The sequence below is a fragment of the Pseudomonas sp. GL_090 genome (genome assembly GCF_057837765.1).
The window spans coordinates 6,291,307-6,307,234 of sequence record NZ_CM174452.1 but is presented as its reverse complement, the minus strand read 5'-3'; the positions used below and the strand labels follow the sequence as shown (position 1 = coordinate 6,307,234).

Here is a 15,928-nt window from a genome sequence, read left to right as displayed (position 1 = left end):
TGTACTCCTGGATCGAAAGGGATCGGGATGGGTAAAAGTAGTTCCTGGATAAAATTACGATCGTAATATGTGCGTTCTGCCGCATTTCGGTCAAGGCTTCAGGTAAGCGACAGGTTGGACATTTTTAGATAGCGCGCTTGAATACGGAAATTTCACCATTTCCGTTATATCGTAACGAATTGTCCTGTCAGCGAAGACACTCTGGGGTGGTATGCAAGTCGATCTCGATGTTGATGAAGCGCCGTTAGCAGGGCTGCCGCGCTTTCAGCAGGCCTTCATTCAAGGGCGGCGTTTGCGCCAGTTCGCCATCGGTGCGGGCGTGCTCGCGACGGTGGGCGTGCTGCTGGCGCTGTTTGCCGGGCTGTTTGCAGCACAAACTTTGTGGTCTGCGTTACTGCTGAATCTGAGCGCAGCGTTTGTGCTGTTGATGGCGGGTATGCAATCGGCCTTGTGGATTGCCCGGTGGCGTGCCCGCGCCATGAATCCCGTCGTGCCCGAGGTCGTTGTCGACGAATCTGCGGAGCCTTTGGGCTGGTATGAACGCTTGCTGGACCGGATCAGTCGGCAATCGCTAAACCTGCTCGGGCAAATCGGCGCGCCGACGCTGTGGCTTGGCGGCTGGGCATTGTTGGCGGTATTGGGCGTCGAACAAGCCTGGAACCTCACGTTGCCCCCGGCAGCGCTGGGCCTGTCGGCCACTGTCGGGGCTGCGTGCTTTTTGCTGTTGGCGTTCGGCCTGTTGGTGATGGAGCGCCATCTGGCCCAGGAAAACACTGCGCAATGGCCTGAAGCCGCTACGTTGGCGCAATTGATCCGTGTGGCGATCATCAGCCTGATGCTCGGTGCTTTTTGTCTGTTGTTTGTCGATGAAACCTCGGTATGGCCTGTACGTCTGGCGGTGTTGATCGGTCTGCTGCCGGGGTTGGTGGCGGCAGAACTGTTACTGCGCGCGGTGTTGTCATTGTTCAGCCCGCGCCGCGACCGCCTTGAGCCGGAGCTGTTGGCGCGCAGTTTTGTCGCTGACATGCTGCGCTGGCCACCGCAGCCATTGCTGGCGCTGCAGCACGAATTGCATAACCGCTTCGGTATCGATCTGCGGCAGATCTGGGCTTTCACTTACATGCGTCGGGCGTTCCTGCCGGTGTTGGCTGTGGTTTCGCTCGTTGGCTGGTCGCTGACTGGCATTCACGAAATTGCCCTGCATGGGCGTGGCATCTACGAGCGATTCGGCAAGCCGGTTGAGGTGTTCGGCCCAGGATTGCATATGGGCTTACCTTGGCCATTGGGTCGGGTGTTGAGCGTCGAGAATGGCGTGGTTCACGAGTTGGCCACCAGTGTTGGAGAAACCACAGCCCCCACTCAGGCAGACCCCGCCGAAGGCCCGGCCCCGGCGATTGCCAACCGCTTGTGGGACGCCAGTCACGTGAACGACAAATCCCAGGTGATCGCCAGCAGCCGTGCCGACAAGCAGAGCTTTCAGATCGTCAACATGGACGTGCGTTTTGTCTATCGCATCGGCCTGAGCGATGAGGCTGCGCTGGCCGCGACCTATAACAGCGCCGATGTGCCGATGTTGATTCGCAGCACCGCCAGCCGAATCCTGGTTCACGACTTCGCCTCGCGCACCCTTGACGGTTTGCTTGGCGAGGACAGGGTAGGGCTGGCCGAAGAGATCGGCCGCGCGGTTCAGGCTGACCTGCAAAAACTCGACAGCGGCGTGGAAATTCTCGCCACGGTGGTCGAGGCGATTCATCCTCCGGCCGGTGCAGCCAATGCCTATCACGGCGTGCAAGCGGCGCAGATTGGCGCGCAAGCCTTGATCGCCCGTGAACGTGGCGCCGCCGCCGAGGCCACCAATCAGGCGCAGTTGCAGGCCAGCATCGCCCGCGATCAGGCGATAGCCAGTGCCCGAGAAATCAATGCTGGCGCCGAGGCCGCGGACCTGAAATTCAATGCCGAACAGAAAGCCTATGCCAGCGCTGGCCAGGCCTTTGTGCTGGAGCAGTATTTCAGTCAGTTGTCCCAGGGTTTGGCCAACGCCAGATTGCTGGTGCTCGATCATCGTCTGGGCGGCAGCAGCAATGCGCCGACCATCGACCTCCGTACTTTCACGCTGCCTGTTGACCCTGCACCGTCGCGTAAAACCGCTCAGCCAGGAGCTGCCAATTGAGCCAGTCCCATACCCACGATCACGATCACCACGATCACGGCCATGGCGGGCACCACCACGGCCACCATCATCACGGCGATCCGCAGGAGGCTGGGCCATTCCCGTGGCGTCGGATGGGTTGGGCGGCATTGCTGGTAGCGTTTGCGGTCGCTGCCGCAAGCCTGGTGCAAGTACGCTCGGGTGAAGCCACGGTAATCACGCGCTTCGGCAATCCATCGCGAGTCTTGCTGGAACCGGGACTGGGTTGGCGCTGGCCGGCACCGTTCGAAGCAGCGATCCCGGTGGATCTGCGGCTGCGCACCACATCCAGCGGTTTGCAGGATGTGGGCACAAGGGACGGATTGCGCATCATCGTTCAGGCCTATGTCGCGTGGCAGGTGCAGGGCGATCCGGACAATGTGCAACGTTTCATGCGCGCAGTGCAGAACCAGCCCGATGAAGCCGCGCGGCAGATTCGTACCTTTGTCGGCTCCGCACTGGAAACCACCGCCAGTAGTTTTGATTTGGCGAACCTGGTCAATACCGATGCCAGCCAGGTGCGTATTGCCGATTTCGAAGCACAACTGCGCAAGCAAATCGATCAGCAGTTGCTCACCACTTATGGTGTGCGTGTATTGCAGGTCGGCGTCGAACGATTGACGCTGCCTTCGGTGACGCTTACAGCGACGGTCGACCGGATGCGCGCCGAGCGTGAAACCATCGCTACTGAACGCACGGCAATCGGCAAGCGTGAAGCTGCGCAAATTCGTTCCGCCGCCGAGCGTGATGCGCGAATTGTGCAGGCCGATGCCACAGTGAAAGCAGCGAATATCGAAGCGCAATCGCGGGTTGAAGCGGCGCAGATTTACGGCCGCGCCTACGCGGGATCGCCGCAGCTCTACAACTTGCTGCGCTCACTCGACACCCTGGGCACGGTGGTAACGCCAGGGACCAAGCTGATTCTGCGCACCGACGCCGCACCGTTCCGAGTGTTGGTTGACGGTCCGCCGAGCCTCGACAACAAGTCCGGATCGCAGCCATGAGTTTGGTTCCACGTGGAACAAATGAGTTGAACAGCCCCTGGATTCAGGCCGGGCGGTTGGCGTTTCTCGCCTTGTATGCAGTGACGGTATTGGCGGCATTGGCGTGGGCGTTTTCCAATGTGCGGCAGATCGATCCGCAAAATCGTGCGGTGGTTTTGCATTTCGGAGCGCTGGATCGCATTCAGAATGCAGGGCTGTTATTGGCTTGGCCGCAACCGTTCGAGCAGGTGATTTTGTTGCCAGCGGCGGATCGAGTGATCGAGCGTCGAGTGGAAGGTTTGTTGCGCAGTGGTGCCGCGATGCAGGCAGATCGCGTGGCCAGTTTTGCCACGCCCATCAGCGATGCCCTTGCAGGCTCCGGCTATCTGTTGACGGGTGATGCCGGTGTGGTGCAACTGGATGTGCGGGTTTTCTACAAAGTCACCGAGCCCTATGCGTTCGTGCTTCAGGGCGAACACGTGTTGCCGGCGTTGGATCGACTGGTGACCCGCAGTGCGGTAGCGCTCACGGCGGCGCGGGATCTGGACACCATTCTGGTCGCTCGCCCGGAATTGATCGGCGCTGACAGTCAGGCGGCGGAACGACGCGAGCGCTTGCGAGGCGATCTGGTGCAGGGCATCAACCAACGCCTTGCCGAGCTCACCGCGACGGGGCAGGGACTGGGGATAGAAGTGGCACGGGTCGATGTGCAATCGAGCCTGCCAGGCCCGGCGGTCAATGCCTTCAATGCGGTCCTGACAGCCAGTCAGCAGGCCGATAAAGCCGTGGCCAATGCGCGTACCGAAGCCGAAAAGCTGACGCAAACCGCCAACGAGCAAGCCGACAGAACACTGCAAGTGGCCCATGCCCAGGCCAGTGAACGACTGGCCAAAGCATCCACCGATACGGCCACGGTGTTGAGCCTGGCCAAAGCGCAACAACAGGGCATTGAGCCGCAAATGCTGCTGCGCATTTATCGTGAGCGTATGCCGAAGATTCTCGGTCAGGCCGGTTCGGTCACGACGGTCGATCCCAAAGACGATTCCCGCCTGATCATTCAGGGAGCTGCACAATGACTGTTCAATCCGCCGCTGTACCGAGCCTGTTGTCTTCGGCCGAACAGCGCCGCGCCGCGCGCCAGTTGACCCTGGCCATGCTCGCATTGGGCTTGCTTGCCTTGGGATTGGTCTGGCGCTGGTTGTCGCCGGAGCAAACCGGCGTCAGTCAGTTGCTGCTGGGTTTTGCCTCGTTGCTGGTCGCCGTACCGGTCATGCGCTCGGCCTGGTACAGCCTGCGTTATCCAAGCCTGCACGGCATCACCGATCAATTGATTGCCCTGGCCATGCTGGGTGCCTGGGCCACCGGTGATCTGCTGACGGCGGCCCTGTTGCCGATCATCATGATCTTCGGTCACGTACTGGAGGAGCGCAGCGTGATCGGTTCCCAGGAGGCGATTCACGCCCTCGGCAAACTGACTCGCAGCCACGCGCGCAAGGTGCAGGTGGACGGCTCCATCATCGAAGTCGACAACGGTACGCTCAAGGCGGGCGACCTGGTCGAAGTGCGAGCGGGGGACCGGGTGCCGGCGGATGGTCGAGTGTTGTCCGGCCAGGCCAGCCTGGACACCGCCTCCATTACCGGCGAATCGGTACCGATGGAGGCGGGCGTCGGCATGTCGGTGTTCGGTGGCGCAATTAACCTCGACGGTTTGCTGCGAATCGAAGTGACCCGCACCGGCCAGGAATCGACCCTGGGAAAAGTCATCGCCCTGATGCAAAACGCCGAGCGCTCGAAGCCGCCGATCACTCGTCTGCTGGAGCGTTACGCCGGCAGCTATATGGTGCTGGTGTTGCTGCTGGCGGCGGTGACCTGGTTCATCACCAACAACGCTCAAGCGATGCTCGCGGTGTTGGTGGCGGCCTGTCCTTGTGCGCTGGTGTTGTCGGCGCCGGCCACGGCGATTGCCGGGGTGGCGGTAGCGGCACGTCACGGGATTCTGATCCGCAGTTCTGCGTTCCTCGAAGAGTTGGCCGACCTGACTTCGCTGGTGGTCGACAAGACCGGGACGCTGACCTTCGGCACCCTGCGCCTGCAATCCATTGACAGTCCGTTGGAGGATCGCAGCCATGTCCTGGCGCTCGCCGCCAGCCTGGGCTCGGCCAGCAGTCACCCGGTCAGCCGTGCGCTCGCGGGGTTGGTGGCCCAGGAGCATTTCCTGTTGCTCTCTGACATCCATGAGCGCCAGGGGCTGGGCGTGGTGGCGATGACCGAGCAGGGCGAAGCGGCGCTCGGCCGGCCGGAGTTGTTTGCGCAACTGGGCATCAGCACAACGGCGGCTCCCGATCATGACGGTCCGATTGCCGGGCTGGCGCTCAACGGCGAATTCCTTGCCTGGCTGTTGTTGGCCGACAGCGTCAAACCCGAGGCGCAGTTTGCCCTGGGTGAGTTGCGCGACCTTGGACTGGGTCGCCAGTTGTTGCTCACCGGTGACCGGCATAGCGTCGCGCAAACGCTCGCTCGGGATGTCGGGATCAGTGACGTCGAAGCGCAAGCCCTGCCCGAAGACAAACTGAACCGCGTGCTCAAGGAAATCGACAGCGGCTTCCGGCCGATGGTGGTCGGCGATGGGATCAACGACTCCCTGGCGCTCAAGGCCGGCGTGGTGGGTGTAGCCATGGGCGCGGGCGGTGCGGACATCGCCCTGGCATCGGCTGACATCGTGCTGATCGGCAGTGACCTGCGCCGCCTTGGCACTTGCGTGCGCCTGAGTCGTCAGTGCCGCCAAACGTTACAGGTGAATGTGATCATCGGGTTGGGCTGGACCCTGGCGATCGTGGCCTTCGCCGCGTTCGGTTGGCTCGGCGCTGCCGGGGCGATGATTGCGGCGTTGCTGCATAACCTCAGCACCCTGTTGGTGTTGGGCAATGCCGGTCGTTTGCTGCGGTTCCAGGAGCCGTTGCTCAAGCTCAAGGATGAAGCCTGAAGGCGAATGCTCTAAACCGGGTCATCACAGGGCTTCAACTTTTTAGAACTGTGCGCCCGGTTCGTAGTCACTGAAGATGAGGGCACATCATTTTTTGCGTTCGCGGCGGCAGGTGTAGGCGTCGCGAATCATTGAAAAGGGCTATTAATTCGATAGCCAGCTATTTTTCAAAGATGGTCTACCCTCTGTTTAGACGTCTGAAACAAGGGGGATTCTCCATGCTCGCGCATCTTCCACCGGCCTTACAGAATCTGCAATTACCGCTTCGCCTGAGACTCTGGGATGGCCATGAATTCAATCTGGGGCCGACGCCCAGTGTCACGATTGTGGTCAAGGACCCACAAATGGTCAGCCAGTTTACCCATCCAAGCCTGGACGCCCTTGGCGCTGCATATGTCGAAGGCAAACTGGAACTCGAAGGCTCCATCAGCGATGTGATCCGTGTCTGCGATGAATGGAGCCAGGCGTTGCTGGATGAAAACGACGACAATCAGCCGGTTCGTAGCGCCCACGATAAAGAGATGGACGCCAAGGCGATCTCCTACCACTACGACCTTTCCAACGCGTTTTATCAGCTGTGGCTCGACAGCGACATGGCGTATTCCTGCGCTTATTTCGAGACCGGCAGCGAAACCCTCGAGCAGGCCCAGCAAGCCAAGTTCCGTCATTTGTGCCGCAAGCTGCGTCTGCAGCCCGGCGAATATTTGCTGGATGTGGGTTGCGGGTGGGGTGGGTTGGCGCGTTTTGCGGCGCGGGAGTTTGGCGCGAAAGTGTTCGGTATCACCCTCAGCAAGGAACAGTTGGCCCTGGCCCGGGAGCGCGTAAAAGCGGAGGGCCTGGAGGACCTGGTCGAACTGCAACTGCTCGACTATCGCGATCTGCCGCAGGATGGCCGTTTCGACAAAGTGGTCAGCGTCGGTATGTTCGAACACGTGGGCCACGCCAATCTGGCGGAGTACTGCAAGAATCTGTTCGGTGCGGTGAAAGAGGGCGGCCTGGTGATGAACCACGGGATTACCGCCAAGTACACCGATGGCCGTCCGGTGGGACGCGGTGCCGGTGAATTCATCGAGAAATACGTGTTCCCCAACGGCGAGCTACCGCACCTGTCGATGATCTCTGCCGAGATCAGTGAAGCCGGACTGGAAATCGTCGACGTCGAGAGCTTGCGCCTGCACTACGCGCGCACTCTGGATCACTGGAGCGAACGCCTGGAAGACAACCTCGAAGCGGCCTCCAAACTTGTACCGGAGCAAGTCCTGCGCATCTGGCGGCTGTACCTGGCCGGTTGCGCTTACGCGTTTGCCCGGGGCTGGATCAACCTGCACCAGATTCTCGCGGTGAAGGCCCACGCCGATGGCAGTCATGAACTGCCATGGACCCGTGACGATATCTACCTCTAGAGAATCGGTGAAATAAGCCGGGCGACCCGCATGCCGACCTGCTGCAGGCGGTGGGTCTCCCGGCCTTCTCCCTTGGCGATTTCGTGGGCGTTGGCGAAGTCATCGTTGAGCATCTGTTCCACCTCGGCGGCAAAGGCGCGGTCGACGGTCAGCAACATCACTTCGAAATTCAGCCGGAACGAACGGTTGTCCAGGTTGGCGCTGCCGATGGCGCTGATTTCGCTGTCGATCAACACCACTTTCTGGTGCAGGAATCCGGGTTCGTAACGGAACACCCGCACACCGGCGCGCACAGCCTCGAAAGCGTAGAGGCTGGAGGCGGCGTAGACGATTCGGTGGTCGGGCCGGGACGGCAACAGCAGGCGCACATCCACACCGCGCAGCACTGCCAGGCGCAACGCTGCGAACACGGCTTCATCGGGGATGAAGTACGGGCTGGTAATCCAGACCCGCTCTGTCGCCGCATGGATCGCTTCGACAAAGAACAATGAACAGGTTTCACAGGCGTCTGCCGGCCCGCTGGCGAGCAACTGGCACAGCACGCCATCTTCCGGATAGACCTCCGGCAGGATCAGCGGCGGTAGCGCACGAGCCACCCAGAACCAGTCTTCGGCGAAAGACTCCTGCATGCACGCAACCACCGGTCCGCGCACTTGCACGTGGGTATCGCGCCAAGGGGCCAGGGGTGGTTTCTCGCCCATGTATTCGTCACCGACGTTGTGCCCGCCGACGAAGCCGAGAATGCCGTCCACCACCACGATCTTACGGTGGTTGCGGAAGTTCACCTGAAAGCGATTGAGCCAGCCACTGCGGGTGGCGAAGGCTTTGACCTCGACCCCGCCATCACGCAAGGCCTGCACGTAGCCATGGGGCAGGGAGTGGCTGCCGATTCGGTCATACAACAGATAGATCGCCACGCCTTCGGCGGCTTTCTTCAACAGCAAAGTCTGCAGGCGTTGTCCGAGGCGGTCGTCGTGGACGATGAAAAACTGGATCAGCACGGCTTCTTTTGCCTGGCTGATGGCATCGAAAATGGCCTCGAACGTCGACTGACCGTTGATCAACAGCCGCGTCTGGTTATTGGCCAGGCAGGGCATGTGTCCGAGCTTTGGCATCGCTCTGAGTGAGGCGTAGGCAGAAGAAGCGCGGGCAGTCAGGGCTTCTTCTACCCAGGGTCGCCAGTTGAGTTCGGAAACAGCCTTGCGCATCTCCTCGTTAGCCTGCCGCCGGGCCTTGATGTAGCCATCAAAGGTGCTGCGGCCGAACATCAGGTACGGGATCAACGTCAGGTAAGGGATGAAAAACAGCGACAGGGCCCAGGCGATCGAGCCTTGGGCGGTACGGACGGTCAACACGGCGTGTATGGCCGCGATCATGCCCAGCGAGTGCAACAGGGCGATGGTATAACCGAAAATATGCGGTCCGAAATAATCCATGGGGGCTGCCTTGCTCCTGAAGATTCAGTGCTTAACAGACCATGTTCCGTGCAGAATGTCGCTAATTAATTGGCCCATGAACCGAAGCCCGCGGCTGACGTCTAACGGCCACTACTGATCAGGAGTTTCTCGATGAACGTTCGTCTGCTGGGTTTGGCCATGGCACTGGGTTTGGCACTTCCTGTGGCGGCTCACGCGCAAATGCTGCAACCAGGATTGTGGGAGCTGACCACGAGCAACATGAAGGTCGACGAGCAGAATATGCCGGACCTGCAATTGATCCTCGGCCAGCTCCAGAACCAGATGACCCCCGAGCAGCGTGCAATGCTGGAAAAACAGGGCATCACCATGGGCGGCAAAGGGATCCGGGCGTGCCTGACCCCTGAGCAGGTCAAGACCGACAACATCCCGCTGACCGATCCGCAATCGGGCTGCAAACAGGAAATCACCGACCGCTCCGGCAATCAGTGGAAATTCCGTTTCAGCTGCCCGAGAGCCCAGGGTGCCGGTGTGGCGACATTCGTCAGTGATCGCGAGTTCACCACCAAGGTCAACGGGACGTTCAACGCCACTGGCATTCAGCAGAAGGGCAGCCTCGAATCCCGCGCCATCTGGTTGGGACAGGATTGCGGCACTGTGAAGCCAAGAGCTTAAAAGCTTCGCGAGCAGGCTCGCTCCCACATTTGATCTGTGGTGTTCACAAAACCAATGTGGGAGCGAGCCTGCTCGCGAAGGCGTCCATTCAGTCGCCCTGAATTCCCGGCCGACTCAACCACTCACACGCCGCCTCGACAGCCATCCGGCCAAAATCCTCCCCCGTGCGACTGCGCACACTGACGAACCCCCCAACCTGTTCCTTTTCGCCCACCACCACCAGATACGGCACGCTCTGGCTGTGCTGGCGAATCTTGTAGTGAACCTTTTCGTTACGTAGGTCGGCTCTGGCGCGTACGCCCCGTTGGCGCAAGGATTCGGTCACCGCTTGTGCATAAGTCGCCTGGCGATCATCCATGCTCACAACGACCACGTGGGGTGGAACACACCACTGTTGCAGTTCCTGATGGCTGGACCAGCAGGTGCCGTAGATACGCTGTTGTAACGTGCCGTTGATGTGGTCGAGGGTAAACGCCTGCAAGACTTTGGTGGTGGGGACATGCGGTCCATGGCTCTGGTACTCGGTGTCCCCCAGCCGGTACAGCGAGACTGCTTCGCGCACCGGCCGACGACGGATCGAGTGATTGGTCGCTGCCAGTGATTGCATACGCGCTTCGATGAGGGGCAGGTCTGCCGCGGTCAGCGGTGGCTCGACGGCAAACTCGTAAAAGAACCCGTCGCCCAATTCTTTTCCCGCACGCATTTGCGCATGAGGGTGGAGTTGCTTGACCGCCATCGCCAGCATCAAGGCACAGGAGCGGCGCAAGATCTCCAGACCGTCCGGCTCCCGGGGGGTGACAATGCTGACCCGGGCGTCCGCTTCGATCAGGTATTCACAGTCCACCAGTACCCCGTTGACCCTTCCTGCTACGGCCGCGCTGGCCAGTTCGGGGCCGATGCTGGCGGCCACCTCATGCACGGACAGTGGCTGGTCGTATTCACGCAATGAACCATCGGGCAGGGTGATCTGGATCATGGTCGGCGTACTCAGGTGCTTCTAACGAGCGTTATCGCATAAACCGTAGGGGCAAACATTAAGACGTTTGTCGTGGCAGGCGTTCAGCGGTAAATCTCCGGAAGGGTTCTTGCGGATCATGGCTTGCTCAACGCGTTGTACAGGGTGTTGAGGTTGTACTCGAACAGCCCGGTGAAGGTGCTGGCCGGGCCACTCGCCGCCAGGGCATCGGAGTACAGCGTGCCGCCGATCTGCGCGCCGCTTTCATCCGCGATCTGCTTGAGCAGACGCGCGTCCTTGATGTTTTCCATGAACACCGCTTTGACCTTGGCCTGACGAATCTGGGTGATCAGTGTGGCCACTTCCGCGGCTGAAGGTTCGCGCTCGGTGGACAGGCCTTGAGGCGCCATGAACTCGATACCGTAGGCCTGGCCGAGATAACCGAAGGCGTCATGGGACGTCACGATCTTGCGGTTGCCCGGTGGCAGTGAACCGAGTTTGGTCTTGGCTTCGGCGAGCAGGGCGTAGACCTGTTTCAGGTACGCCTGGCTGTTGCGCTCATAGTCGGCGGTGTTCGTCGGGTCGGCGGCGATCAGCGCCTTGGTGATGTTGGCGATGTACAGCTCGGTGTTCGCCAGGTTATGCCAGGCATGCGGGTCGGGAACGGTTTCGCCGTCTTCATCCAGGCTGCGCGGGATGACGCCGTGGCTCGCGCTGATGACCGGCGCCTTGGTCTCGGTACTCGTCACCAGGCGATCCAGCCAGGGCTCGAAACCCAGGCCGTTCTTGATGATGAGCCTGGCTTTGAGCAGCGCCTTGGCATCGTCCGGTGTCGGCTCGTAGGTATGGGCATCCGCGTCCGGGCCGACCATATTGGTGATCTGGATATGCTCCTTGCCGACCTGCCGGGTCATGTCGGCAAGGATGCTGAAGCTGGTGACCACCTGGAGTTTTTCGGCGGCAGACAGCGACATCGACACCATCAAGCTGAACAGCATGAGTAAAGCGCGCATCGGGTAACACCTCATTGGGATGTGAGCAAAGGCGGGCGGCGCAGCAAGCCATGCACCGGCCCGAGCACCACGGACAACAGATACCCTCCGCCGGCCACCAGCACGATTGCCGGGCCACTGGGCAGCGAGTAATAGAACGAAATCAATAAACCCAGCCACACCGAGAGGCTGCCGAGCGAGGCGGCGACGACGATCAGCACCGGCAAGCGGCGACTCCAGAATCGCGCTGCGGCGGCAGGCAACATCATCAGCCCGACCACCATCAACGCGCCGATTGCCTGGAAACCGATGACCAGATTCAACACCACCAACGTCAGGAATACACCGTGGGCCAGTGGGCCGAGTCGGCTGACAGTTTGCAGAAAAAGCGGGTCCAGGGTGTCGAGCAGCAGTGGTTTGTAGATCAATGCCATGGCAATCAGGCTCAGTCCCGAGACCCAAAGCATGCCGGTCAAGGTCGGGCCGTCGACCGCCAGCGCCGAGCCAAACAACAGGTGCAACAGGTCCAGGCGTTTGCCGGCGATGCCGAGAATCAGCACGCCACCGGCCAGGGAAATCGGGTAGATCGCCGCGAGGCTGGCGTCCTCTCGCAGGCCGGTGCGTCGCGTAATCCAGGCCGCGAGGCCAGCCATGCTCAGGCCTGCGCCGAGGCCGCCGATGGTCAACGCCGGGAGGCTCAAACCGGCAAACCAGAATCCCAGAGCCGCGCCGGGAAGGATGCCGTGGGCGACGGCATCGCCGATCAAACTCATGCGCCTGAGGATCAGAAACACCCCAAGGGGCGCCGTGCTGCACGCCAGGAGCAAACCGCCGAGCAGCGCCCGACGCATGAAGACGAACTCCTGGAACGGTTGCCAAAGATGCGCGGCAGCGATCATCAGGCCACCTGCGCTTGAGATGATTGGCGGATCAGTTCGGTACTCGGGCCGAATACGCAGCCACTGCTTTTGATCAGCAACGTGTGCGGGATGTGCTCGCGGACAGCGTCCAGGTCATGGCATACGATCACCAGTGTCCGGCCCTCGAGGTTCCAATCGTGTATGTGCTTCCAGAGCAATGCCTGGCCGAGCTCATCGAGGGCCGCGTGGGGTTCATCGAGCAACAGCAAGGGTGCATCGGTCAGGCTCAACCGTGCGAGCAGGGCGCGTTGCAATTCGCCGCCAGAGAGAGCCATCAACGGTCGATCTTCCAGGCCGTTCAGGTGCCAGTTCGCGAGGGCGTTTTTCAGTCGTTGGCTACGGAGCTCCGATGACTGTTTGTTGCCCCAGAAACCGGCGGTGACTAATGCCTGAAGGCTGATCGGAAATTGCCTGTCCAAGTGTTGTTGCTGGGGCAGGAACGCCACACCGCCTTTAAGTGGAAGGCTCAGTTGCACCTTTCCGGCCAACGGTTTTTGCAGACCGGCGATGACCTTCAGCAGGCTGCTTTTCCCGGAGCCGTTCGCACCGATGATGGCGGTCAGGCTGCCCTGCGACAGTTCGAAGTCCAGCGCTGGCGTGAGCGGCTGCCCCGGTGCGCCCCAGCACAGGGCGTGGCAGCCAATCATGCGACCTCCCAGTTGAAACGGCTTTCGGCCACGGCGTCATGGGCGTGCAGGCTTTCGGCGTGGATGACACGAATATGGAAGGCATTGATGCCTGTGGAGCGTTTCAGGGCCAGATTCAAACGGCGTGCGGCGTCCTCGCAGAACATCAGGTTCTGACCATTGGCCAGAGCAAAGGCCTGTTCGTCGGCGCGTTTTACCGCTGTTTGAACGGCTGTGCCGAGTGCGGCTTCGGCGTCGTTGATGACGGCGATCAGAGGCAAGTCGTCCAAAAAATCAGCCAGCCGTACGCGCAACTTTGCGCTGCTGCGTTGGCTGTGAGGTGTGGCAACGATGCCGTTCGTGGAGCCGAGCCACGCTAAAACGTCGGCGTGTTGCAGTGCCTTGTTGGCGAAATCATCGACGAACTGCCGCTGAATCAACTGTCGAGAAAGGGCTGCGGAACACGGGCAAGTTGAGGAATAAGGCACGTCGATTTTTAGTTCCACGTGGAACATTGCGTTTTTCAAACGTGCTTCGATGCTGATCGGATAGTTTTTCCAGCCATCCAGTGGGCTGATCAGCGCCGGCCTTTTCAGCAACAAATCGGCATTAATGGTTAGGTAAGCGCTGCTGGATAGCCCCTCATGACTCTCAAGAAAACGCTGCAATACCCGCCGCAATAAAGCCGGTGAAAGGTTTTCCTGTTCCAGTAATTCAAGCGCCAGATAGAGTCGTGACATGTGAATGCCACGCGCATTGCCATCGTCGAGGCTTACGCCGACATCGGCCTTTGCATTCAGTCGTTGGCCATCAAACAAAACGGGAAGAGCAATGCCGCACATGCCCACCCACTCCAGTGGCAGGGCTTGGCGTGAGGCCTGCGCGGCGATATCCGGCAGAGTCAGCGCATTCATGAGCAGGTCCATCGTGGGAGTTGATCTGGCATGTTATATTATAACAATGCAATCGACGATGCCTTTTTCATGAACAAGCTTTCATCATGCGCAACCGCCACATGCTCAGCCTGATTTCACGCCATCAACAGAAAAAAGAAGTTTAACAACCGGCGATCCGGCTGCAGGTGAACCTGGCGCTGCTGCCGCCAGAGCTGGAAAACCGGTTGATCGTGGTCCAGCCGACGCGCCGGTTATAGCCAACCCAGGCCTCGCCATCGGAAGCGATGCCAGTGAAAAACGTAAGCTGGCCGTAGCGGCTGTTGGTTTGGGCCCAATAGCGTTTGCCGGCTGTTTCGAAGCCCCGCAGATAGATCGTGTTTCCGGCGGTATTGACGCTGTAGGCGTTGCCATCGGCATCCACGCAGGCCAACAGGTTGGCGCTGCGGGTGCACTTGGCCAGGCTCGGGACCTGGGCCGTCGCGTCGGCAGCCACCAGCAGGGAAAGTATGATCAATGCAGGTTTCAGGACGTTGCGCATGGGGCTTCTCACGAAAGGAACGCGTTCAGCATCCTGTCCTTTGCACCGCCGGGCAAGAGGGGATGGTTTATTTGTACTGTTACAGTATAACATTATGTAAGCCCGACACAGCGACCGGGCATCCCTGTGAGGAATATGCAGATGTCCAATCGACTCCCCGTGACCGTTCTCTCCGGCTTTCTTGGCGCCGGAAAAAGTACACTTCTTAATTACATACTACGTAATCGCGATGGTTTGCGAGTTGCAGTCATCGTCAACGATATGAGCGAAATCAACGTCGATGGCACCGAAGTTCAGCGCGATGTCAGCCTGAATCGCGCCGAAGAACGGTTGGTGGAGATGAGTAACGGGTGTATTTGCTGTACGTTACGTGAAGACTTGCTGGAGGAGGTGAGTCAACTCGCCAGGGAAGGTCGCTTCGACTATCTGCTGATCGAGTCCACCGGTATTTCCGAACCGCTGCCAGTGGCGGAAACCTTTACCTTTCGCGATGAAAACGGCCAGAGCCTCAACGACATTGCACGGCTGGACACCATGGTCACAGTGGTCGATGGCATGAACTTCCTGCTCGATTACCAGGCTGCCGAAAGCCTGGCTTCCCGAGGAGAAACACTAGGGGAAGAAGACGAACGTTCGATTACCGATCTGTTGATTGAGCAGGTCGAGTTCGCTGATGTGATTTTGCTCAGCAAGATCGACTTGATCAGCAGCCACCAGCGCGAAGAACTGATCGCGATACTTGAACGGCTCAACGCCCGGGCGGAAATCATCCCGATGACGATGGGCGAAATCCCTTTGGATAAGATCCTCAACACCGGCCGTTTTGACTTCGAAAAGGCTGCCCAGGCACCGGGATGGTTGCAGGAACTGCGCGGCGAACACGTGCCGGAAACCGAAGAATACGGCATCGCTTCCAGTGCTTACCGGGCTCGCCGGCCGTTCCATCCGCAGCGTTTCTTCAACTTCATCGACGGTCCCTGGGACAACGGCAAGCTGCTGCGCTCCAAGGGCTTTTTCTGGCTGGCGAGCAAGCACATGGATGCTGGCAGTTGGTCTCAGGCCGGTGGCTTGATGCGCTATGGCTTTGCCGGGCGCTGGTGGCGTTTCGTACCGAAAAACCAGTGGCCGCAAGATGAAGAAAGTACCACCGGGATCATGAAAAACTGGACCGCCGACAGCGGGGACTGTCGCCAGGAGCTGGTGTTCATCGGCCAGAACATCGACTTCACGCAACTCACTGCAGAACTGGACGCATGCCTGCTGACCGATGAGGAGATGGCGCTGGGCACAGAGGGCTGGCGTTTGCTGCCTGATCCATTCGGCCCTTGGAACGAAGAGGTTGCCTGATCCTCTA

14 protein-coding genes are annotated in these 15,928 nt (G+C 60.0%); 7 read left to right on the top strand and 7 right to left on the bottom strand.

Annotation, left to right across the window (positions count from 1 at the left end; genetic code table 11):
- The first annotated feature begins 211 nt into the window (after positions 1–211).
- The 5 genes from hflK (AC3ITA_RS28640) (at position 212) to cfaB (ending at position 7,557) form a co-directional block, all read left to right on the top strand.
- On the top strand, positions 212–2,170 hold the full coding sequence (gene hflK / locus AC3ITA_RS28640; RefSeq protein ID WP_489279022.1) for a protease modulator HflK: 1,959 nt from the start codon (positions 212–214) through the stop codon (positions 2,168–2,170).
- Complete coding sequence (gene hflC / locus AC3ITA_RS28635) at positions 2,167–3,192, top strand: protease modulator HflC (RefSeq protein WP_489279020.1); 1,026 nt, start codon at positions 2,167–2,169, stop codon at positions 3,190–3,192. Before hflK (AC3ITA_RS28640) ends, hflC begins: the two co-directional genes overlap by 4 nt.
- Complete coding sequence (hflK, locus tag AC3ITA_RS28630; protein WP_095946185.1) at positions 3,189–4,247, top strand: protease modulator HflK; 1,059 nt, start codon at positions 3,189–3,191, stop codon at positions 4,245–4,247. The genes hflC and hflK (AC3ITA_RS28630) overlap by 4 nt, the downstream gene beginning before the upstream one ends.
- On the top strand, positions 4,244–6,154 hold the full coding sequence (locus tag AC3ITA_RS28625; RefSeq protein WP_489279018.1) for a heavy metal translocating P-type ATPase: 1,911 nt from the start codon (positions 4,244–4,246) through the stop codon (positions 6,152–6,154). The genes hflK (AC3ITA_RS28630) and AC3ITA_RS28625 overlap by 4 nt, the downstream gene beginning before the upstream one ends.
- Before the next feature lie 218 nt (positions 6,155–6,372).
- Complete coding sequence (cfaB, locus tag AC3ITA_RS28620; protein WP_095946187.1) at positions 6,373–7,557, top strand: C17 cyclopropane fatty acid synthase CfaB; 1,185 nt, start codon at positions 6,373–6,375, stop codon at positions 7,555–7,557.
- Here the strand turns inward: cfaB and cls are convergent.
- Complete coding sequence (cls, locus tag AC3ITA_RS28615; RefSeq protein WP_095946188.1) at positions 7,554–8,993, bottom strand: cardiolipin synthase; 1,440 nt, start codon at positions 8,991–8,993, stop codon at positions 7,554–7,556. The two genes, cfaB and cls, sit on opposite strands and share 4 nt — an antisense overlap.
- A gap of 132 nt (positions 8,994–9,125) precedes the next feature.
- Here cls and AC3ITA_RS28610 point away from each other — a divergent pair, with 132 nt between their 5' ends.
- Positions 9,126–9,647, top strand: a complete 522-nt coding sequence (locus AC3ITA_RS28610) for a DUF3617 domain-containing protein (RefSeq protein ID WP_489279016.1) — start codon at positions 9,126–9,128, stop codon at positions 9,645–9,647.
- An 88-nt stretch (positions 9,648–9,735) separates the two neighbouring features.
- On the opposite strand, the gene AC3ITA_RS28605 is transcribed toward AC3ITA_RS28610, so the two are convergent.
- From AC3ITA_RS28605 to AC3ITA_RS28580, 6 genes are all read right to left on the bottom strand, one after another.
- Entirely contained in the window at positions 9,736–10,623 is an 888-nt protein-coding gene (locus tag AC3ITA_RS28605) for a His/Gly/Thr/Pro-type tRNA ligase C-terminal domain-containing protein (RefSeq protein ID WP_150671908.1), read from the bottom strand.
- A gap of 116 nt (positions 10,624–10,739) precedes the next feature.
- Positions 10,740–11,615, bottom strand: coding sequence for a metal ABC transporter substrate-binding protein (locus tag AC3ITA_RS28600; protein ID WP_489279013.1), 876 nt, complete (start codon positions 11,613–11,615; stop codon positions 10,740–10,742).
- 11 nt (positions 11,616–11,626) lie between these two features.
- Positions 11,627–12,493, bottom strand: a complete 867-nt coding sequence (locus AC3ITA_RS28595) for a metal ABC transporter permease (RefSeq protein ID WP_095946192.1) — start codon at positions 12,491–12,493, stop codon at positions 11,627–11,629.
- Entirely contained in the window at positions 12,493–13,161 is a 669-nt protein-coding gene (locus AC3ITA_RS28590) for a metal ABC transporter ATP-binding protein (protein WP_414929659.1), read from the bottom strand. Before AC3ITA_RS28590 ends, AC3ITA_RS28595 begins: the two co-directional genes overlap by 1 nt.
- Positions 13,158–14,054, bottom strand: a complete 897-nt coding sequence (folE2, locus tag AC3ITA_RS28585) for a GTP cyclohydrolase FolE2 (RefSeq protein WP_414929660.1) — start codon at positions 14,052–14,054, stop codon at positions 13,158–13,160. Before folE2 ends, AC3ITA_RS28590 begins: the two co-directional genes overlap by 4 nt.
- A gap of 142 nt (positions 14,055–14,196) precedes the next feature.
- Positions 14,197–14,574 carry a glutamine synthetase gene (locus AC3ITA_RS28580; protein ID WP_414929661.1) on the bottom strand — a complete coding sequence of 126 codons (378 nt, stop codon included), beginning with the start codon at positions 14,572–14,574 and terminating at the stop codon, positions 14,197–14,199.
- Between the two features lie 141 nt (positions 14,575–14,715).
- Between AC3ITA_RS28580 and zigA the strand changes: the two genes are divergently transcribed.
- Positions 14,716–15,921: a zinc metallochaperone GTPase ZigA gene (zigA, locus tag AC3ITA_RS28575; protein WP_095946195.1), complete on the top strand. Its 1,206-nt coding sequence runs from the start codon at positions 14,716–14,718 to the stop codon at positions 15,919–15,921.
- Positions 15,922–15,928: the final 7 nt, after the last annotated feature.